Below are 19,781 nucleotides of genomic sequence, written 5' to 3' on the forward strand. Positions count from 1 at the left end.
CGAGCAGTGCAAAAACACCGGCAGCAACTCACCGCCGTGCCGCTGCACAATCTCTTCGAGTTTCCGGAATTGCGGGAGGTCTTCCGGCTCGACAAAGCAGAAGGTCATGACGACAAGAGGAACGCCGTACTCTCCGGCGGCGTCGAGCGCCGCATATCGGGTGCTATGGACCAGCTCCCAGAACCCGGGCGCGCCGAAGTCGAACAAAGTGCGCGCGAGGTCGATCGCCGCATGATTGTCGAACAGCCGCCCCGGCGTCAGCTGCAGCAGCGCCTTTGCGACCGTCAGCTTGCCGGCGGCGGGCGCGCCGTGGAGGAAGAGCAGTTTCATGCGCGGATGAATATCGCGAATGGCGGAAGAGGGCGAGGCCCGACAGCCACTTACCCCCGCGCGAACATTTTCGCTTCGCTCTGCAGCACCGGCGCCACCGCGTCGACCAGGCGCGCGGCGGCGGCATCCACGCTGAGGCCTGAGGTATCGACCACCGCATTCGCCCGCGCATAGAGCGGCTCGCGGCTGAGCAAAATGGTGCGCAACTCGGCCATCGCCGAACGGTCGTCGGCCATCGGGCGCAGATCGCCCTGGCCGCGCACCCGGGCCATGTGTTCGTCCGGGCGGGCCTTCAGCCAGATGGTGTAGAACGACTGCAGGATCAGGTCGAAGGTCAAGGGCTCCGAGACGATGCCGCCGCCGGTTGCCAGCACCATGAGCTCTTTTCGCGCCAGCAACTGGCCGAGGGCGGCCTGCTCCATCCGCCTGAAACCTTCCTGGCCGTAGAGCGCGATGATTTCGGCGACCGACAATCCGTTCTGCCGCTCGATTTCCTTGTTGAGTTCGACAAAGCTCCAGCCGATCTTCTTCGCCAGCATCCTGCCGAGGGTGGATTTGCCGGCGCCGCGCAGGCCGATCAGGGCAATGCCGGAAAACGAGGTCCAATGCGCGGATGTGCCATTACCTGAGAGGATATCCTTGGCTTGCGCGATCTGCTCCGCTGTGGCCTTGCGCATCAGTTCGCGAATCACCAGCCAGTCTGACGCCAGCTCCGTCGTGGGAAGCAGATCTTCGAGCCTCACGCCTAGCGCGTTGGATACCCGCCGGAGCAGCACGATCGAGACGTTGCCCTTGCCGCTTTCGAGCTGGGCGATATAGCGTTCGGAAATGCCGGAGACTTTTGCCAGTACCTTGCGCGACTTGCCCGCCAGCCCGCGCATGGTGCGGACACGCTGGCCGAGTTGCTCGAGGAAGCCGGTTTCGGGATCGAGATTTTCGGTCATATCCCTTGTCGTTGTTTGGGCCGTGGCGGCGCCCGCTTCGGAAACATAATGCCGACGAGGATTGACAGCAAGCGCATCTAGTGCATTTCTATGAATTATAATTCTTAAATTGGGGAGGAGACGTCGTGACACGCTTTTGCTTGGGGAGCGCGGCATGAGCGGCAGTTCCTACAACGCGGTGAGCTGGCTGCTCGACCGCAATATCGACGAGGGCCGCGGCGCAAAGCTCGCCTTCACCGACACCGTTTCCGAACTGACCTATCGCGGCTTGCAGCAGCAAAGCTGCCGTGTCGCCAATCTGTTGCGCCGGCTCGGTGTCCGGCGCGAAGAACGCGTGGCGATGATCATGCTCGACACCGTGGATTTCCCGGCGGTGTTTCTCGGCGCGATCCGCGCCGGCATCGTTCCGGTGCCGCTCAACACGCTTTTGACCCCGGATCAATATGCCTATGTGCTGGCCGATTGCCGCGCCCGGGTGCTGTTCGTGTCCGAAGCGCTGCTGCCCGTGGTCAAGGACATGGTCGGGCGGATGCCGGATCTCGAACATGTCGTGGTCGCCGGCAACGACGCGCACGGCTACAAGAAATTGTCCGATGAACTCGCCGGTGAAAGCGATTCATTCGCGACCGTCGCCACCCATCCCGACGAGCCGGCGTTCTGGCTGTATTCGTCGGGTTCGACCGGCATGCCCAAGGGCGTGCGTCATTTGCATTCCAGTCTGGCGGCGACCGCGGAGACCTACGCAAAGCAGGTGCTCGGCATCCGCGAGGACGATGTATGCCTGTCGGCGGCAAAGCTGTTCTTCGCCTATGGCCTCGGCAACGCCATGACCTTCCCGATGTCGGTCGGCGCCACCACCGTGCTCAATTCGGAGCGGCCGACGCCGGCCTCGATGTTCGCGCTGATGAACAACTACAACCCGTCGATTTTCTTCGGCGTGCCGACGCTGTTCTCCGCGATGTTGAACGACGAGGCCATGAAGAACGAGCGCGGCGGCACGCGGCTGCGGGTCTGCACCTCGGCGGGCGAGGCGCTGCCGGAATCGGTCGGCAATGCCTGGAAGTCGCGGTTCAACGTCGACATTCTCGATGGCGTCGGTTCGACCGAGTTGCTGCACATCTTTCTGTCGAATGCGCCCGGCGACATCAAATACGGCACGGCGGGCCGTCCGGTGCCGGGCTATCGGGTGCGACTGGTGAACGATGCCGGCGACGACGTGCCCGACGGCGAGGTCGGCGAGCTCTTGGTCGATGCGCCCTCCGCCGGCGAGGGTTACTGGAACCAGCGCAGCAAGACCCGCCAGACCTTTGCCGGCCACTGGACCCGCACCGGCGACAAATACATCCGCGATGCCGACGGCCGCTACACCTTCTGCGGCCGCAGCGATGACATGTTCAAGGTCTCCGGCATCTGGGTGTCGCCGTTCGAGGTCGAAAGCGCGCTGATCACCCATCCCGCCGTGCTGGAAGCCGCCGTGGTGCCGGAAGCCGATCCGGAAGGATTGTTGAAGCCGAAGGCCTTCGTGGTGCTGCGATCCGGTGCCACGACCGACGGCCTGCACGAGGCGCTGAAGGAGCACGTCAAGCAGAAGATCGGGCCGTGGAAATATCCGCGCTGGATCGATGTGGTGGAGAGCCTGCCGAAGACGGCGACGGGGAAGATTCAAAGGTTCAAGCTGCGGGATGGGGCGCCGTAGCCTCGTCGTCCCTGCGAACGAACGCAGGGATCCATACGCCGCGGCCTATCGTTGACACTCGGTGCGTGAGAGACCTTCTTTCACAACGAACGCCCGGGATTTTGAATCCCTGCGTTCGCAGGGGCGACGGTGGGGTTGCGCCGTCTCGATCATTTCGGAAAGCTAACCCAATGACCAATCTGTCCCCCTCCGGTTTTCTCAAGATCGGCACCTCCGATCTCGAATACCGCATGATCGGGCCCGCGCCGGACCAGGCGCCGACCATCGTCATGCTGCACGAGGGCCTCGGCTGTGTAGGGCTGTGGGGCGATTTTCCGGACAGGCTGCAGGCCGCCACCTCGGCCGGCGTGCTGGTCTATTCGCGCGCCGGCTATGGCGCCTCGACGCCATCAGCGCTGCCGCGCCCGCTCGATTACATGCATGTCGAGGCGCAGGACGTGCTGCCGAAGCTGCTCGACGCAACAGGCTTTCGCCGCGGGATTCTGGTCGGCCATTCCGATGGCGCCTCGATCGCGGCGATCTATGCCGGTTCGCACCAGGATCATCGCGTGCAGGGCGTCGCGATGATCGCGCCGCACTTTGTCGTTGAGGATATTTCGGTAAGCTCGATCGCCGGGATCAGAAAGGCCTACGAGACGTCTGATCTGAAATCAAAACTTTCGCGCTGGCACAAGGATGTCGACAACGCTTTTTACGGGTGGAACGACGCCTGGCTCGACCCTGAGTTTCGCTCCTGGGACATTTCGGACTACCTCGCCTATATACGGGTGCCGGTTGCGATCCTGCAGGGGGGCGACGATCAGTATGGGACAATGAGACAGATCGAGATTGCCAGGGAAGAGTGCTATTGTCCCGTCGATGTGACGGAGATTGCCGGGGCTGGACATTCGCCGCATCGCGAGGCGCCGGAAAAGACGCTGGATACCATCTCGGATTTTGCAAGACGCATTTTATACACGCATGAAGGCTCGCAGGGGCGCGCCGCTTAAAACATTGGTTATGGCGATGCCGCGATGAGCATCCCTTCGTCATCAGGGGCCAGTCTTCCGCTGCCGCGCTGGGCCTATGTCCCGGGTGCGGCCGCGGGTGCCGACGCCGACTACGACACGCTGGCGCAGGTCATGACGCTGGTGCCCTCCCGATTCCGCGACTTCGTCCCGGCGCGCCACCCGGCGCTACGCTACGGGCTGGTTCTCAACGATCACGGCTTCTTCTGGGAGTCGCAGCAGGTGCTGGAAGCGGTGTGGGCGGCGGCACCGCAAGGCGGCCGCGAGCGGGTCCTGTTGCGCGCCTGCATCCAGATCGCCGGCGCCAATCTCAAGCTGCGGATGCTGAAGCCGCACGCCGCGGCGCGGCTGTTCGGCGAGGCGCAGGGCGAACTGGAGAGGCTCAGCCAGCGCCGGGCGGGCGCCGGCGGCGACGGCTTTGCCGATGGCTTCCCGGTATCCGCGCTCTCGGCGCAGCTGAAGGCCAAGCTGGCGCAGCCGCTGCTCTCCAAGGCCGATTGGGTGAAGATCGGTGCGGTCGGCCGCACATGAAACAAAATGCACATTATAACGATGACAAAGCAGGCCGCCACGGGTAGTTTCCGGTCAATGGAGCAAGCCATGACCGATCTTCTCAAAAACCCGATCTTCCTCGACGAAACCGAAGCCCGCGAATGGCTTGAAGCCCGCGTTTGGGCGAACGGTCGGGTTTGCCCGCATTGCGGCAACGCGGACCAGGAAAAGCTCACCAAGCTTGAAGGCAAGGCGCACCGTCCCGGCGTGTATCAGTGCAACGAACCGGCCTGCCGCCAGCAGTTCACCGTGACCGTGAACTCCGTATTCGAGCGCTCCAAAATCCCGCTGACCAAGTGGCTTGCCGCGCTGTTCCTGATGACCGCCTCGAGGAAAGGCATCAGTGCGCATCAGGTCCACCGTATGCTCGGGATCAGCTACAAGTCGACTTGGTTCCTGATGCACCGCTTGCGTGAAGCAATGCGCGTTGGCGGGCTTGTCCCACCGATGGGTGCGGCTGGCGGTGCAGTAGAGGTTGACGAAACTTTCATCGGCCGCCGCACTGGCGTTAAGAAGGCCCGCGCTGGCGGCGCTCACAAGAACACCGTTCTTTCTTTGCTTGACCGCGATAGCGGAAAGGTTCGCACTTTCCATGTTGCGAACACGACCGCCGATGCAATCCTGCCCGTCGTTCGCGTCAATATCGCCAAGGAAGCGTACTTAATGACGGATCAGGCTCGCGTTTACGAAAAGGTCGGCACCGAGTTTTCCGCCCATGGCGTCGTGAACCACGGCGAAGATGAGTACGTCCGCTACTGGAACGAAGAAACCGGCGAGACGCGCCCCGATGGCAAGCCGGTTGTCAAAACCACTGTCATCACCACCAACACGATCGAAAGCTTTTTCAGCGTATTCAAACGCGGTATGCGCGGCACCTATCAGCATTGCTCCGAGAAGCATTTGCATCGTTATCTGGCGGAGTTTGAATTCCGCAACAACAACCGTACCGCGCTTAGCGTGAACGATACTGACCGCGCTACAGAGCTTGCCAAGGGCATCGTCGGCAAGCGCATGACCTATCGACGGCCTAACGGCAAAAACGCGCCCTCTCCGCTTTAAGAGTCTTTCGAAGCGCTTTCTGCGCTGGCGTAAGCGCCATCCCTGATATATTGGCCGAATCAGTGGAGGGGTCGGGTTAGTGGCCCGGACCCCTTCGAACGCCCTACGGCCTTGCGGAGCCAACGTAGAGCGCTATTCAAAATTCATTCTTGGGAGCGCGGCTCAGCTCAATGGAGCGGAGCTATGAAGCCGTTGGTTAAGTGCGCTTGCCCCAAATGTGGTTGCGTTGTGTTCGAGCCCGAGAATTACGTTCAGTCCCGTCAGACAATGACTTGCATACCTGAGTGCGGGCATCTGGCTCCAACCGACGAATGGATCGTTGCAGGCGCACATTCAAAGCGCCGCCCTTCGTGCTGGGTAGGAATCTCACGGTCAATGTTGTTGACGCGCCGATTGGCTGGTGAGGCACTAGAGCGCATTAATGCGCCACGATCCCATTATCTTGGCGGATTGCGGTTTTGATTATTTAACTTTGGCGACCTTCTTCTTCGCGCGGGGCTTCAGAGGCGGCTTCTTCGTCACCCGATGCTGCGGCGGGCTTTTTGCGACTACTGACACGGCGCGCTCGAAGCGCTGCATCGCGTCGGGGTGAAACTCGATTTCTTCCTGATTGGATTTAGCCATGCCTCAACCTATTCCACCTGGAAAACGCATAACCTTCGATTTTAGACGAACCGCCGTTTTGGATCGGCCTCATCTGGCTCCGTATATAGTCGCAATTTCGATGCACTGGAACGAGATAGAGTCTCGCTTAGGAGTTTTTTTGGCATCGTTGATGGGCGGAGAAGCCAAAACCATCATCCGTGTGTTTCTCGCACTTCAAACTGACGGCGGTCGCAAGGCAACGATGGACACGGTTACCTCTATAAAACTGTCAGAGAGGGATCTGAAAAGGTTTCAGGAAATCCAAAAAGAGATCGGCGGTAGGTATTCCGAACGAAACAAGGCGGTTCATGGAGCGTGGGGGACTAGCCCTGAGTATCCCGACGACCTGCTGTGGTATGACCACCGTGAATCCGTCGCGATGTTTCCAGAATTGATGGATAAGCTTGGCGCTAACCAGAGAGCCGAACGCCAAGCAATCCTTGACGCGCAACAGAAGAACCTGCGCGTTTACAACAAACGGGATTTTGAAGACATTCTGGCTCGTTTCGAGACGGTCTATTCGGACCTTGAAACGTTCACGAAGCCTTTCGTCGGACCGCTGTTTGAACAGATGCGAGCATAAGCGACGCTATCAAGTCCGCCTCTGCCTTCAAGATCGGCGGGTACTGCCCCCAGCGCTCATCAAAGTAGTTTTTGATCTGAACGCTGAGAGCTTCGCCCTCTGAGGTATCGGGATCGCCATCCCCTTGCGGGGCGGAGCCAGAACTAGCATTTGTATGCTGCTTTGTCATCGTTATAATGTGCAACAAAATGCAGCTTTCTGCGTTTTAGGGTAGACCAATTCAGAAACATGCATTATTGTGCATGTTGAGTTAGGCAAGCAGACCAAGTTTCCAACCAAAAACCAATCCAGGGATGGCCTCATGGCTGGCGAAGATCGCGTCCTCGCGGGCGGCGCGAAGTACATCGATTTCCAGACCGATCCGTCGCGCTACCGGCATTGGAAGCTGGATGTCGAAGGCGATGTCGCGACCTTGACCATGGATGTCGACGAGAACGGCGGCCTGTTCGAGGGCTATCAGCTCAAGCTGAACTCCTACGATCTCGGCGTCGATATCGAGCTCGCCGACGCGGTGCAGCGGCTGCGCTTCGAGCATCCCGCTGTGAAGGTCGTGCTGCTGCGGTCGGGCAAGAACCGGGTGTTCTGCGCCGGCGCCAATATCCGCATGCTGGCCGGCGCCACCCACGCCCACAAGGTCAATTTCTGCAAATTCACCAACGAGACCCGCAACGGCCTGGAGGATTCCAGCGAAAATTCCGGCCAGCGTTTTGTCACCGTCATCAACGGCACCGCGGCCGGCGGCGGTTATGAACTGGCGCTGGCGACCGATCACATCATCCTCGCCGACGACGGCGCCGCCGCGGTGGCGCTGCCGGAGGTGCCGCTGCTGGCGGTGTTGCCGGGCACCGGCGGGCTGACGCGCGTCGTCGACAAGCGCAAGGTGCGCCGCGATCACGCCGATTATTTCTGCACCATCGAAGAGGGCATCAAGGGCAAGCGCGCGGTGCAGTGGCGGCTGGTCGACGAGATCGTGCCGAACAGCAAGCTCGATGCCAAGGTCGCCGAACGCGCCAGGGAATTCGCCGCGGCGTCAAAACGCAACGGCAACGGCAAGGCGATCTCGCTGGAGCCTCTGACCCGCAGCTTCGATGAACATGGCATCCGCTACGGTTTTGTCAGTGTCGATATCGACCGCGCGGCGCGCATCGCCGCGATTTCAATTCAGGCGCCGGAAACCGCACCTCCCGCCGATATCGACGGCATGATCGGGCAGGGCGCAAAATTCTGGCCGCTGCAGGTGGCGCGCGAGCTCGACGACGCCATCCTGCATCTGCGCATCAACGAGCTCGAGACCGCGATGCTGGTGTTCAAGTCGCATGGCGACCGCGCCAATGTGCTGGCCTGCGATGCCTTCCTGGAAGCCAACAAGGCGCACTGGCTGGTCAACGAGATCAGGCAATACTGGAAGCGGGTGCTGAAGCGCATCGACGTCACCTCGCGCACGCTGGTGACGCTGGTCGAGCCCGGCTCCTGCTTCGTCGGTACGCTGGCCGAACTGGTGTTTGCGGCCGACCGCTCCTACATGCTGATCGGCTCGCGGCAGGGCGACAACCGCGCGGCGCCGACGATTGAACTCTCTGCGATGAATTTCGGGCCCTATCCGATGAGCCACGGCCTGACGCGACTGCAGTCGCGGTTTCAGGCCGATCCGGAAGACGTCGCGCGCGCGCAGGCCAAAATCGGCGAGGGGCTCGATGCCGAGCAGGCCGAGGCGCTCGGCCTCGTCACCTTCGCGCTCGACGATATCGACTGGGACGACGAGATCCGGGTGTTCTTCGAGGAGCGCACCTCTTTCTCGCCCGACAGTCTGACCGGCATGGAAGCCAACTTGCGCTTCGTCGGTCCGGAGACCATGGAATCGAAGATCTTCTCGCGCCTGACGGCGTGGCAGAACTGGATCTTCCAGCGCCCCAACGCGGTCGGCGAGAACGGCGCGCTGCGCCGTTACGGCACCGGCCAGAAGGCGCAGTTCGATATGACGCGGGTGTGAGTCCGTGTCCCGGGCGCAGTGCGGCACCCTTGTGACGCGCTGCAGAACCGGGACCCACCTTCGTTGCTGAATTGGTCCCGGCTCTGCGGAGCAGCGTGCCGGACGATGCTTCGCATCGCCGGGAGAACGCTGCACCGGGACACGAAACCGACCCAAAGGAGCACGCCATGAACGTCAACATCATGAACGTCGACTACTCCACCAAGATTCCCAACAACGTGAATCTCAGCGAGGACCGGCAGGTGCTCAAGGCGCTGGAGGGCTGGCATCCCGGTTACATGAACTGGTGGGGCGACATGGGCCCGGAGGGTTTTCAGCAGTCGCTGGTCTATCTGCGCACCGCCTATTCGGTCGATCCGCGCGGCTGGGCCAAGTTCGATTACGTCAAGATGCCGGACTATCGCTGGGGCATCCTGCTGGCGCCGCAGGAAGAGAACCGCGTGATTCCGTTCGGCGAGCATTGCGGCAAGCCGGCCTGGCAGGAAGTGCCGGGCGAATACCGTGCCATGATGCGCCGCCTGATCGTGATCCAGGGCGACACCGAGCCGGCCTCGGTCGAGCAGCAGCGCCATCTCGGCAAGACCGCGCCCTCGCTCTACGACCTGCGCAACCTGTTCCAGGTCAATGTCGAGGAAGGCCGCCATCTCTGGGCGATGGTCTATCTGCTGCAGAAATATTTCGGCCGCGACGGCCGCGAGGAGGCCGACGATTTGCTGCGCCGCCGCTCCGGCGACGCCGATTCGCCGCGCATGCTCGGCGCCTTCAACGAGGCGACGCCGGACTGGCTGTCGTTCTTCATGTTCACCTATTTCACCGACCGCGACGGCAAGATGCAGCTGCACTCGCTCGCGCAGTCCGGCTTCGATCCCCTGTCGCGCACCTGCCGCTTCATGCTGACCGAGGAAGCGCACCACATGTTCGTCGGCGAGACCGGCATCAGCCGCGTCGTGCAGCGCACCTGCGAAGCGATGAAGGCCGCCGGCATCAGCGATCCCACCGATGTGGCAAAAGTCCGCGCGCTCGGGGTGATCGACCTGCCGACCATCCAGAAGAAGCTGAACCTGCACTACACGCTGTCGCTCGATCTGTTCGGCTCGGAAGTCTCGACCAATGCGGCGAACGCCTTCAATGCCGGCATCAAGGGGCGCTATCACGAGACCCAGATCAAGGACGACCATCAGCTGAAGAACGACACCTATCCGGTGCTCAAGCTGGTCGACGGCGTGATCAAGCGGGTCGACGAGCCGGCGCTCACCGCGCTCAACATGCGGCTGCGCGACGACTACACCCAGGACTGCGTCAAGGGCTTGCTGCGCTGGAACAAGGTGATCTCGACATCAGGCTACGATTTCAAGCTGACCCTGCCGAACGTCGCGTTCCATCGCCAGATCGGTGAGTTCAGGGACGTCCATGCCACGCCCGACGGTTTGCTGATCGACGACGCCACCTGGAACAAGCGCAGGAACGACTGGCTGCCGTCAGTGGACGACGGCGATTTCATCGCCTCGCTGATGAAGCCTGTGACCGATATCGGCAGCTACGCCCCCTGGATCTCGCCGCCCAAGGTCGGGATCGACAACAAGCCCGGCGATTTCGAATATGTGAAAATCGAGACGTGATCACCGGTCCACTCCCTCTCCCGCTTGCGGGGGAGGGCCGGGGTGGGGGTCTCACAGCGGGCGCCGGAGTCTGACTTGGGCATTTCCCCCACCCGCCGCGCTCTGGCGAGCGCGTCGACCTCCCCCGCAAGCGGGAGAGGTAAGGAAGCGTCGCCGCTTTCGTTTAGGCTGAAGCGATGCGCGCTCAATCCCACCCGTCGCCCTTGATCCCCGGATTGGCGTAGACGATCCCGCCATCGACCGCGATCGTCGTCCCGACCACATAATCTCCCGCGCGCGAGGCGAGAAAGATCGCGGTGCCCGCCATGTCCTCGTCGGTGCCGATCCGGCCCGACGGCACCCGCGTCGCCACCTCGTCTGAATTGTCGCGCGCGGCCTTGTTCATGTCGGACTTGAATGGTCCGGGTGCGATCGCCGTCACCACGATATGGTCGCTGATCAGTTTGGCGGCCATCCGGCGGGTCAGGTGGATCAGCCCGGATTTGCTGGCGGCATAGGAATAGGTCTCCATCGGATTGACGAAGATCCCGTCGATCGAGGCGATGTTGATGACCTTGCCCGGCTTTTCCGCGGTGGCGGCCGCGCGCAACGGGGCGGCCAGCGCCTTGGTCAGGAAGAACGGCGTCTTGAGGTTGAGGTTCATCACCTTGTCCCAGCCGCTCTCCGGGAACTCGTCGAATTCCGCGCCCCATGCAGCGCCGGCATTGTTGACGAGGATGTCGAGCCTGGGCTCGCGCTTCCTGATCTCGGTCGCCAGCATGTCGATGCCGGCCATGGTGGAAATGTCGATCGGCAGCGCGATGCATTCGCCGTCACAGGCGGCCGAAAGCTCCTTCGCGGTCGCCTCGCAGGGCCCGGCCTTGCGCGCGGTGATGTAGACCTTCGCCGCACCCTGCGCGAGAAATCCGGCCGCGATCATCTTGCCGATGCCGCGCGATCCCCCGGTCACGACAGCGACGCGGCCCTTCAGCGAAAACAGATCCTTGAACATGCGTTTCTCCGGTTGATTTTGCCGGCGGTTTTGGGCGCGGGGGAAGGATGAGTCAAGAAACGGGGACCTTTCCCCTCTCCCACAAGGGGAGAAGGAAGGAAGTTAAGCCGCGTCGATCCGCCGGAACCCGTTGCCGAAAGCGGTCGCGGCGCCGGAGGTCAGCACGGGAAGAAACCGCCTGTCCTGGTAGTTGCCGTTGAGCGAGACTCGCTGCAGCGCGGTCAAATGGTCGGCGCTCTCGGGAAAGATCATGCCCGGCCGCGTCGTCACCGCGGTCTTGAAGCCGCTCGCGCGCGCCAGCGCGAATTCGCGGGGGCCGGCCGCGATCTTGTCGCCATAGGGATAGGCGAGGTGGAGGACGGGACGCTGCAACGCGCTTTCGATCCGGGCGCGGCTGGTGGCGATCTCGTCGGCCGCCATGGCCTCGGTCTGCCTGGCGAGATTGCAATGCGTGATGGTATGCGCGCCGATCGTGACCAGCGGATCGTCGGCGAATGGTCTCAGTTCATCCCAGGACATGCAGAGCTCGCGGCAATGGGCGGCCTCGTCGACGCCATGGCGCGCGCACAGCGCGCTGATTTCGCGGGCCACGTCGTGCTCTCCCGGCAACGAGCGCAGCCAGTCGTGCAGCCGGTCGAATGCTTCCTGTTTGGCCGATGGCGTCGAGGTATCGAGGCGGGTCGCGACGTCGCCGATCCGGGCCTCGATCGAGGATGCCCTGGCAATGACCCGTTCCAGCGCCACCCACCACAGCCGCCCGGTGCCCCCGGCGAAATCGCTGACGACGTAGACCGTCATGGGTGCGCCAAACTCCCGCATCACCGGCAGCGCGAAATCCCGGTTGTCGCGATAGCCATCGTCGAGGGTGAAGCAGGCGAAGCGCCGCGAAAAGTTGCGATCGATCAGCCGCTGATGCACCTCGTCCATGGTCACGATGTCGATCCCGTGCGACCGCAGATGCGCCAGCATCAGGCGCAGGAATTCCGGCGTGACCTCGAGGTGATGATTGGGCTGGAAATCGGCGTCGCCACGCGGCCGGACATGGTGCAGCATGAAAATCGCGCCGACGCCGGCGAACAGCGGTCGCATCAGGTGATGCGCGCCGGTGAAATATAGCGCTTCGAGGCCAGCGCGGATAACATTGTTGCGGAACTGCTTCATCCAGGAACTGGCCGGTTGTGACGAGATTTCGAAACTAGCCGGTGACCGCTGAAGAAACAGTTAGAAACAGTTGGTCGGATCGCGCCCGCGTATCCGGACAATTTTCGTGTTATTTCCAGTTTGACAGTCCCGCAAGGGTTTGTTTTCTCTCTGTTCTCCAGTGCTAGCGCCCCCCTTGTTGCCGAAGTTCGTGTCAGGGGGTGCCGCGATAGCTCACGAACTTCGGAATCGGGGCGCCAGGCCCCGCGGGATGCCAATGCACGGACTTTTCAGGTGGAGCAGCAAGTGGTGGCCGGGCACGATTCCACTGGCCGTCTTGTGGGCGATCGCGGCCTGGACCAGCACCCCCCCTCTGGAAGCCGATCTGGCCGCGCGCTCTAATGCCGCACTCAAGGATACCGTGCTCGACAAGGCGCGGATGGCGGTCGCCGGCCGCGACGTCACCTTTGCGGCGGACGCCTTCTCGGAAGACGGCCGTCGCAGCGCGGTGGCGTCGGTGGAGGCCGTGCCGGGCGTGCGGCTGGTCGACGACCAGACCCGGCTCGTCCCCGAATCCAAACCGTTCGCCTGGTCGGCCGAGCGGGATGTCGTCCGGGTCACCCTGGGCGGCAGTTCGCCCCTGCCGGCCATCAGGAACAGGTTGATGGAGGCCGCCCGCGCGGGTCTCGGCGGGGTCGAGGTGGTGGACCGGATGAATCTGGCCCGGGGCGCACCGCCGCGTTTCGACAATGCGGCGCTGCTGCTGCTCGACCAGATCGGGAAATTGAAGGACGGCAAGGTCACCATTTCAGATACCAAGGTCAGCCTTTCCGGCATGGCGCGCGACCTCGGCGGCCGGGAAGCGATTGCGGCTGCGCTGAAAAATCTCCCCGAGGGTTTTTCGGTCGCCGCCAATGAGGTCAAGGCGCCGCCCTATGTCTTCCAGGCCTACAAGGACCCGGTTGCGGTGACGGTGACGCTGACCGGCTATGTGCCCGATAATAACGTCCATGCGGCGATCGCGACCGCGGCCGGGCGCAAATTCCTCCGGGAAAAGGTGGTCGACAATCTCAAGGCCAGCGTCGGCGCGCCCGCGGGCTTTGCCAATGCGGTAGTGCCGGCGCTGGGCGCGCTGGCGCGGCTGTCGACCGGCACGCTCGTGGTGTCCGACCGGGAGGTGAAGCTGTCGGGCGATGCCCTCTACGAAGCGGCGGCGGTTCAGATCCGCGCCGGGCTCGGCAAGGATTTTCCGCAAGGCTGGCAGTTCAAGCCGGAAATCTCGGTCAGGCCTGCGGCGGCGCCGGTCGATGCCACCGTCTGTCAGCAGCTGCTGGCGGATTTGCTGGCCAAAGCGAAAATCCGCTTCGAATCCGGGCGCGCCACCATCGATCCGGATTCGGCGGCGCTGCTCGACCGGCTGGTCGAAACCGCGATGCGTTGTTCGACCGTCAATATCGAGATCGCCGGGCACACCGACGCCGACGGCGAGGTCGCCTTCAACCAGGAGCTGTCGGAAAGGCGCGCGCAGGCCGTGACCGATTATCTGGTCAAGGCGGGCCTGCCCGCCAGCAGGTTTACGCCTGTTGGCTATGGCAGCACCCAGCCGCTGGCCGGCAATGATACCGACGAGGGCAAGGCGCAGAACCGCCGCATCGATTTCGTGGTGAGGAAAGGCGAATGACCTATCTGGCGACATTCCATTGGGGCTGGCTGCTGGCGTCGCTGTTGCTCGGTCTCGCCATGGGCTGGATTGCGGTGGTCCACCGGGGCCAGGGCGTATCGAAGACGACCGCCCGCTGGCTGGCGGGGCTGGCGGCGGCGCTGGTCGCGGCGGCGCTCACCCAGGTGATTCCCGGCCGCTTCGGCTATTGGCTCGACCTCGGCCTGATCCTGTTTGCAGTATATCTGGTCGGCTGCGCGGTCGGATCCTGGCTGCGCGACCGGGTGCTTTCGCGGCATAGGGCATGATCCGGACGAATGGCCATGTGGGCGCCAGGCGGGAACCGGTTTTGCCGCAGGACAGGCGCGCAGCCTTTGCCCGGAAATCACGAAAACTTCACTGCTGCCGGCGCAAGTTCGCAGCCACCGGGCCTGTCAGCCGCGGAGAATGCAGCAAATCCGTGCATCGGGTGTCACGAATGCCCCCTAATATATTGAACGTGCGCGTTTTATTCGGCCCAAGCGAATTCCACTTCGGCTCAAAACACGCTACCAGTTCGGGTCGGGGAAGAGGCGTGGCGCCGGGGCGGCAAAGATCGTCCGGCAACCGCATGTATGGGATCGCACTTAGAGGTGGAGATGCTTGATACAATACGCAGGGCGGTTTCGTTTCTGCGCCAGAAGCAAATCCTGCACAAATTAGGTGTTGTGGTCAGCATCACGATCATCGGGATCGCGTGCTACGTGCTCTACCATATGCTGCGCACCATCGATGTCGGCGAGGTCGTCGAGGCCATCCGGCGGACCCATCCGCGACAGGTCGTGCTGGCGGCGCTGTTCGTGGCGGCGGGCTATTTCACCCTGACATTCTATGATCTGTTCGCGGTTCGCACGATCGGTCGTACCGACGTCCCCTACCGCGTCACCGCGCTCGCGGCGTTCACCTCCTATTCGATCGGGCACAATGTCGGCGCCAGCGTCTTTACCGGCGGCGCCGTGCGCTACCGGATCTATTCCGCGTGGGGCTTGAACGCGATCGACGTCGCCAAGATCTGCTTCCTGGCCGGCCTGACATTCTGGCTCGGCAATGCCGCGGTGCTGGGGCTCGGCATCGCCTATCATCCGGAAGCGGCTGCCGCGATCGATCAGCTGCCGGTCTGGCTGAACAGGCTGGCGGCCTTCGCCATCCTGCTCGGGCTGGCGGCCTATGTGGCCTGGGTCTGGGTGCGACCGCGGGGAGTGGGCCGCGGGCCATGGACCGTGACGCTGCCGGGCGGTCCGCTGACGCTGCTGCAGATCGCGATCGGCATCGTCGATCTCAGCTTTTGCGCGCTGGCGATGTACGTGCTGGCGCCGGATGAGCCCCATCTCGGCTTCGTCGTGGTCGCGGTCGTGTTCGTTTCGGCGACCCTGTTGGGCTTCGCCAGCCACTCGCCCGGCGGGCTCGGGGTGTTCGACGCCGCCATGCTGGTCGGGCTATGGCAGATGGACCGCGAAGACCTGCTCGCCGGCATGCTGCTGTTTCGCCTGCTCTATTACATTACGCCGTTCGTCATATCTGTAATCTTGCTGACGCTTCGGGAGGTTATCATGGGCGCCCGATTGAAGCGGTTGAACCTGAAAAGGTCGGTCACTGATCCCGCGCCAAAACACGAAGCTGTCTATGTACGTGAGCGTGGGGATACCGGCGCCTGACGATACGGACCTGAACCGGAAGCTAAGTCGGCCCGATGGCGATAGATGAATCTTCTCCTTCCTTCTTCTCGCCGTGGCCGGACCGGTTGCGGCATTCGGCCATCATCCTGCTGGCCGCCGGTCTCGCCCTGGCCGTGCTCGTCGTGTTCGGCGATCTGGCGGCGGTCCGCGCCGCCGCGGCGTTCATCTGCATCGGTGCGGCCGCGCTGGTGCCGTGGCGATTGCACGATGTCGCGGCGTCGCGCGACGACGTCCGCGCGGTCAATCCGGTCGAGGCCGCGGCGGTCGCCGCGGTGGTCGCCGGAATGCCGGATCCCGCCGTGTTGCTCGACCGCGCCGGCCGCGTCCTCCATCTCAACGCTGCGGCGGCGCAGCTCGCGCCGGCACTGCGCAAGAACGAGCTGGCGCAGTTCGCACTGCGCTCGCCCGAGATCATCACCGCGTTGCGCGAAGCCATCGCGACCTCGGAAATCCGGCGCGCGACCTATCTGGATCACGTGCCGGTCGACCGCTGGATGGAATTGACCGTCACGCCGGTGCCGGTGCCGACCCTGTTCGGCGGCTCCGACAAATGCATGCTGATGACGTTCCACGACCAGACGCCGCTGCGCCGGGTCGAGGAAATGCGCGCCGATTTCGTCGCCAATGCCAGCCATGAGCTGCGCACCCCGCTGGCGGCGCTGTCGGGCTTCATCGATACGCTGCAGGGGCCGGCCAAGGACGACGTCAAGGCGCGCGAGCGCTTTCTCGGCATCATGCATAACCAGGCGAAGCGGATGGCGCGGCTGATCGACGATCTGTTGTCGCTGTCGCGGGTCGAACTGTCAGCCCATGTCCGCCCCGACACGCTGGTGGATCTGGTCCCCATCATCCGCCAGGTCGCGGACGGACTGGAGCTGCTGGCGCGAGAGCGGCAGGTCACCATCGACATCGACCTGCCGGATACGCCGGTCTGGATTGCCGGCGATCGCGAGGAGTTGCTGCGGCTGTTCGAGAACCTGATCGAGAACGCGCTGAAATACGGTGCGTCCGGCGGCAAGGTCGTGGTGTCGCTCAGCCAGGCGCTGTCAGGCGAAGGCACGCCGGAAGTCCGGGTCATGGTGCGCGATTTCGGCCCCGGCATCGCGCCCGAGCATCTGCCGCGGCTGACCGAACGGTTCTACCGGGTCGATGTCGGCGACAGCCGCGCCCAGGGCGGCACCGGCCTCGGTCTGTCGCTGGTGAAACATATTCTCAACCGCCATCGCGGCCGGCTTTTGATCGAAAGCGTGCCTAAACAAGGTGCGACTTTTACCGCCGCTTTTCCTCCGGCCATGCCTCCGGTGGTTGCGTAAATCCAGGTTTCCGCCGTCTCCAACAGGGCTGGACAATGGTGGTTCGGTGCGGCGAGCGCCGTTAAGGCCGCCGAACTGCCGGCATTCATTCCACGCGCGCTGCCTGAACGCCGCGTAGTTTTACCCGTAACGTACGGCGAATCCTTAATAAAGGCAGTTTAGATTGGCGATATTCCATTAATTCTCTTTGGAGCTAATCCCATGGCGGTATTGATGCGGTCGCTCAGGAGTCGGGCGGGCATGGCGGCTGCCGTGATATTTTCGGCAGGAGCGATAGCGGCCGGGGCAATTTCCTACGATGCGATGGGCCGAACCCTGGATCAGGGGCAAATGGATGTCCTGAGCGCGGCTGCAACCGAAGGCGTCACGGCCCTTGCCGGGGTCGGCAATCGGATGAAGGTGTATGGCGATATGCTGGCGCGTCATCCCGACGTGATTGCAGCGGTGCAGAAGCGTGATCTTGCCGATCTGGAGACGGTTGCCGTGCGCGAGTTCAAGGCAATTCACGCCCAGGATCCGGCATTGGCCTCCCTTGAGGTCACCGATGCCAAAGGGATCGTGCTGCAGCGCGGTCACAACCCGGCAAAACGTGGTGACGACAAGGCATCTCAACCGCAGATTCGAGCCGCGCTAAGCGGCAAACCGGCCGGTGGATTGACCGTTTCACCCACCTCTGGCGAGGCCGCCGAGGATAGCGTGAAGCCAATTCTGCTGGGCGACCGCGTGATCGGCACGATCAAGACGGGGTCTTATTTCAACGCGGCGACTGCCCTCGAACTGAAGCAACGAACCGGACTTGATGTCGTATTCCTCGCCCGGGAAAAGGTGACGGCGTCCACCCTCGGCAAGAATGTCCCGATTTCGATCCCACCCCAGGCCCTTCAGACCGCAACCGGGGGAACGCCCGCCTTTGCCAACCTGGTATTGGGCGACGCTCCGTATCTGGCGCGGGTAATTCATCTGGCGAGCGACGTCGGCGGCGGAATGACGGTCGCCTTCGTCTCGAGCCGAAACGGAGTCGATGCCGCCAAGCGCGGGTTTGCGACGTCGCTTGCCATCAAGGCTTCGCTCGCTCTCGTGATCGTGCTGCCGCTGGCCTTCTTTTTCGCCCATCTGGCGACACGACAGCTGTTGCTGCTCGCCGCCGCAATGCGTGAACTCGCGGCGGGCAGATTTGACGTCGCCTTGCCCGGGATAGCTCGCGGAGACGAGATCGGCGACATTGCGAGGGCGGTGGAGAACTTCAAGGCGGTCGCGATGGAGAAAGCGCAGGCCGAGCAGGATCGAATGCGTCAGGTCGACGAGCACGCCCGGCTCGAGCGACAACAGTCCATGCAAAGACTGGCGGATGAATTCGAGGCAACCGCGGGAAAGATCATCGCAACGGTGTCTTCCAATGCTGGCTTGCTGGAATCGGCCGCCAACGTGTTGACCAGGACCGCTGAAAGCACTCAGAGCCTGTCGGCCAATGTTGCGGCTTCCTCGGAAGAAGCTTCGGCCAATGTCGAGTCGGTTGCCACCTCGACTTCGGAGCTCGCATCTTCGGTTCGGAAGATTTCCGGACAAGTGGATGAATCAAACCGGATCGCCGACGAGGCGGTTGCGCAAGCCGGAAAGGCAGACGCCCGTATCGCCGATCTGACTCATGCGGCGTCTCGCATCGGGGACGTCCTGCAGTTGATCACTTCGGTGGCCGAGCAAACCAATCTGCTGGCGTTGAATGCGACCATTGAGGCCGCGCGCGCCGGAGATGCCGGCCGTGGCTTTGCGGTGGTGGCGCAGGAAGTGAAGGCACTGGCCGCTCAAACGGCCAAGGCGACTGAGGAAATCGGGGCGCAAATCACCAGCATGCAGGCCGCAACCAGCGAGTCCGCCGGCGCAATCAAGGATATCGGTGCGACCATCGATCGAATTTCCGCGATCGCTACCGAGATTTCGGCATCGGTCGAGTCGCAGGACGTCATGACGCGGGAGATCGCGCAGAACGTCGGCGAAGCGGCAAAGGGAACCGCCGATGTCGCGGCAAAGATAACCGCAGTCAGTCAGGGTGCGGTCCAGACCGGATCGGCATCGACCCAGGTCCTGCAATCCGCCCGGGATCTCTCGATCGAAAGCAGTCTTCTCAAGTCCGAGGTCGAGAAGTTTCTCGCTACGGTCCGTGCCGCCTAGCCGGCATCATCGCCAAACTGGTTCCGCGGCTGCCTTGGCCGGCTTACCCCTTGATATACATATCATTAGCCATCATGGCGGCCGTTTTTGATCGAAAGCGTGCCCGGAAACGACGCGGCCCTTAGCGCCTGTTTTTCCCAGCCAAAAACCCCGAAGCGACCTAAAGTCAAGTATTTTCAATGGCTTGTATCTGTCATCCAGTTGTCACGAAACCTTCGTAAAAGCTGCGTGTACCGCCCCTAAACGGACGGCGTGAGCGCAGTCGGGCGCTGTCTAGGCGCTTCGCTCACAAGATGGAGACAACCATGAATTTCATGAAAGCTATCGTCGCTGCCGGCCTGGTGGCCGCATCGACGTCGGCATTCGCT

General features: G+C 62.7%; 17 protein-coding genes. 12 read left to right on the forward strand and 5 right to left on the reverse strand.

Annotation, left to right across the window (positions count from 1 at the left end):
• Both Q7U29_RS22435 and Q7U29_RS22440 read right to left on the reverse strand, forming a co-directional pair.
• Positions 1-330 (reverse strand): hypothetical protein (locus tag Q7U29_RS22435; protein ID WP_304744921.1); only part of this gene is annotated, 330 nt, incomplete at its 3' end.
• A 50-nt stretch (positions 331-380) separates the two neighbouring features.
• The gene (locus Q7U29_RS22440; RefSeq protein ID WP_370691810.1) at positions 381-1,370 is read right to left on the reverse strand and encodes a helix-turn-helix transcriptional regulator; all 990 of its coding nucleotides are present in this window, start codon (positions 1,368-1,370) and stop codon (positions 381-383) included.
• A gap of 58 nt (positions 1,371-1,428) precedes the next feature.
• Here Q7U29_RS22440 and Q7U29_RS22445 point away from each other — a divergent pair, with 58 nt between their 5' ends.
• From Q7U29_RS22445 to Q7U29_RS22460, 4 genes are all read left to right on the forward strand, one after another.
• Positions 1,429-2,970, forward strand: a complete 1,542-nt coding sequence (locus Q7U29_RS22445; RefSeq protein ID WP_304744925.1) for a benzoate-CoA ligase family protein — start codon at positions 1,429-1,431, stop codon at positions 2,968-2,970.
• Positions 2,971-3,140: 170 nt separating this feature from the next.
• A complete protein-coding gene (locus tag Q7U29_RS22450) occupies positions 3,141-3,959 on the forward strand; it encodes an alpha/beta fold hydrolase (protein ID WP_304744927.1) in 819 nt (272 codons plus the stop codon).
• 24 nt (positions 3,960-3,983) lie between these two features.
• Positions 3,984-4,508: a DUF309 domain-containing protein gene (locus tag Q7U29_RS22455; protein WP_304744929.1), complete on the forward strand. Its 525-nt coding sequence runs from the start codon at positions 3,984-3,986 to the stop codon at positions 4,506-4,508.
• Positions 4,509-4,577: 69 nt separating this feature from the next.
• Complete coding sequence (locus Q7U29_RS22460; protein ID WP_304744931.1) at positions 4,578-5,588, forward strand: IS1595 family transposase; 1,011 nt, start codon at positions 4,578-4,580, stop codon at positions 5,586-5,588.
• Positions 5,589-6,050: 462 nt separating this feature from the next.
• Here the strand turns inward: Q7U29_RS22460 and Q7U29_RS22465 are convergent, their stop codons facing one another.
• The gene (locus Q7U29_RS22465; protein WP_304744933.1) at positions 6,051-6,212 is read right to left on the reverse strand and encodes a hypothetical protein; all 162 of its coding nucleotides are present in this window, start codon (positions 6,210-6,212) and stop codon (positions 6,051-6,053) included.
• 139 nt (positions 6,213-6,351) lie between these two features.
• On the opposite strand from Q7U29_RS22465, the gene Q7U29_RS22470 reads away from it, so the two are divergent.
• The 3 genes from Q7U29_RS22470 (at position 6,352) to boxB (ending at position 10,425) form a co-directional block, all read left to right on the forward strand.
• A complete protein-coding gene (locus tag Q7U29_RS22470) occupies positions 6,352-6,816 on the forward strand; it encodes a hypothetical protein (RefSeq protein ID WP_304744935.1) in 465 nt (154 codons plus the stop codon).
• A gap of 301 nt (positions 6,817-7,117) precedes the next feature.
• Positions 7,118-8,806, forward strand: a complete 1,689-nt coding sequence (gene boxC / locus Q7U29_RS22475) for a 2,3-epoxybenzoyl-CoA dihydrolase (protein ID WP_304744937.1) — start codon at positions 7,118-7,120, stop codon at positions 8,804-8,806.
• Between the two features lie 167 nt (positions 8,807-8,973).
• Positions 8,974-10,425: a benzoyl-CoA 2,3-epoxidase subunit BoxB gene (gene boxB / locus Q7U29_RS22480; RefSeq protein ID WP_304744939.1), complete on the forward strand. Its 1,452-nt coding sequence runs from the start codon at positions 8,974-8,976 to the stop codon at positions 10,423-10,425.
• A gap of 184 nt (positions 10,426-10,609) precedes the next feature.
• On the opposite strand, the gene Q7U29_RS22485 is transcribed toward boxB, so the two are convergent.
• Both Q7U29_RS22485 and Q7U29_RS22490 read right to left on the reverse strand, forming a co-directional pair.
• Positions 10,610-11,416, reverse strand: coding sequence for an SDR family oxidoreductase (locus tag Q7U29_RS22485; protein WP_304744941.1), 807 nt, complete (start codon positions 11,414-11,416; stop codon positions 10,610-10,612).
• A gap of 102 nt (positions 11,417-11,518) precedes the next feature.
• Positions 11,519-12,577 (reverse strand): polysaccharide deacetylase family protein, encoded by a 1,059-nt coding sequence (locus tag Q7U29_RS22490; RefSeq protein WP_304744943.1) that lies wholly within the window; start codon positions 12,575-12,577, stop codon positions 11,519-11,521.
• A gap of 256 nt (positions 12,578-12,833) precedes the next feature.
• Between Q7U29_RS22490 and Q7U29_RS22495 the strand changes: the two genes are divergently transcribed.
• The 5 genes from Q7U29_RS22495 to Q7U29_RS22515 all read left to right on the forward strand — a co-directional run bounded on the left by Q7U29_RS22495 (position 12,834) and on the right by Q7U29_RS22515 (position 19,413).
• Positions 12,834-14,237, forward strand: a complete 1,404-nt coding sequence (locus Q7U29_RS22495) for an OmpA family protein (protein WP_304744945.1) — start codon at positions 12,834-12,836, stop codon at positions 14,235-14,237.
• Positions 14,234-14,524 carry a hypothetical protein gene (locus tag Q7U29_RS22500; RefSeq protein WP_304744947.1) on the forward strand — a complete coding sequence of 97 codons (291 nt, stop codon included), beginning with the start codon at positions 14,234-14,236 and terminating at the stop codon, positions 14,522-14,524. The genes Q7U29_RS22495 and Q7U29_RS22500 overlap by 4 nt, the downstream gene beginning before the upstream one ends.
• A 330-nt stretch (positions 14,525-14,854) precedes the next feature.
• A complete protein-coding gene (locus Q7U29_RS22505) occupies positions 14,855-15,910 on the forward strand; it encodes a lysylphosphatidylglycerol synthase domain-containing protein (RefSeq protein ID WP_304744949.1) in 1,056 nt (351 codons plus the stop codon).
• A gap of 35 nt (positions 15,911-15,945) precedes the next feature.
• On the forward strand, positions 15,946-17,244 hold the full coding sequence (locus tag Q7U29_RS22510) for an ATP-binding protein (protein ID WP_304744951.1): 1,299 nt from the start codon (positions 15,946-15,948) through the stop codon (positions 17,242-17,244).
• A 201-nt stretch (positions 17,245-17,445) separates the two neighbouring features.
• Entirely contained in the window at positions 17,446-19,413 is a 1,968-nt protein-coding gene (locus Q7U29_RS22515; RefSeq protein ID WP_304744953.1) for a methyl-accepting chemotaxis protein, read from the forward strand.
• The last annotated feature ends 368 nt before the right edge of the window (positions 19,414-19,781 follow it).

The sequence above is a fragment of the Bradyrhizobium sp. genome (assembly GCF_030654605.1).
Taxonomy (GTDB): Bacteria; Pseudomonadota; Alphaproteobacteria; order Rhizobiales; family Xanthobacteraceae; genus Bradyrhizobium.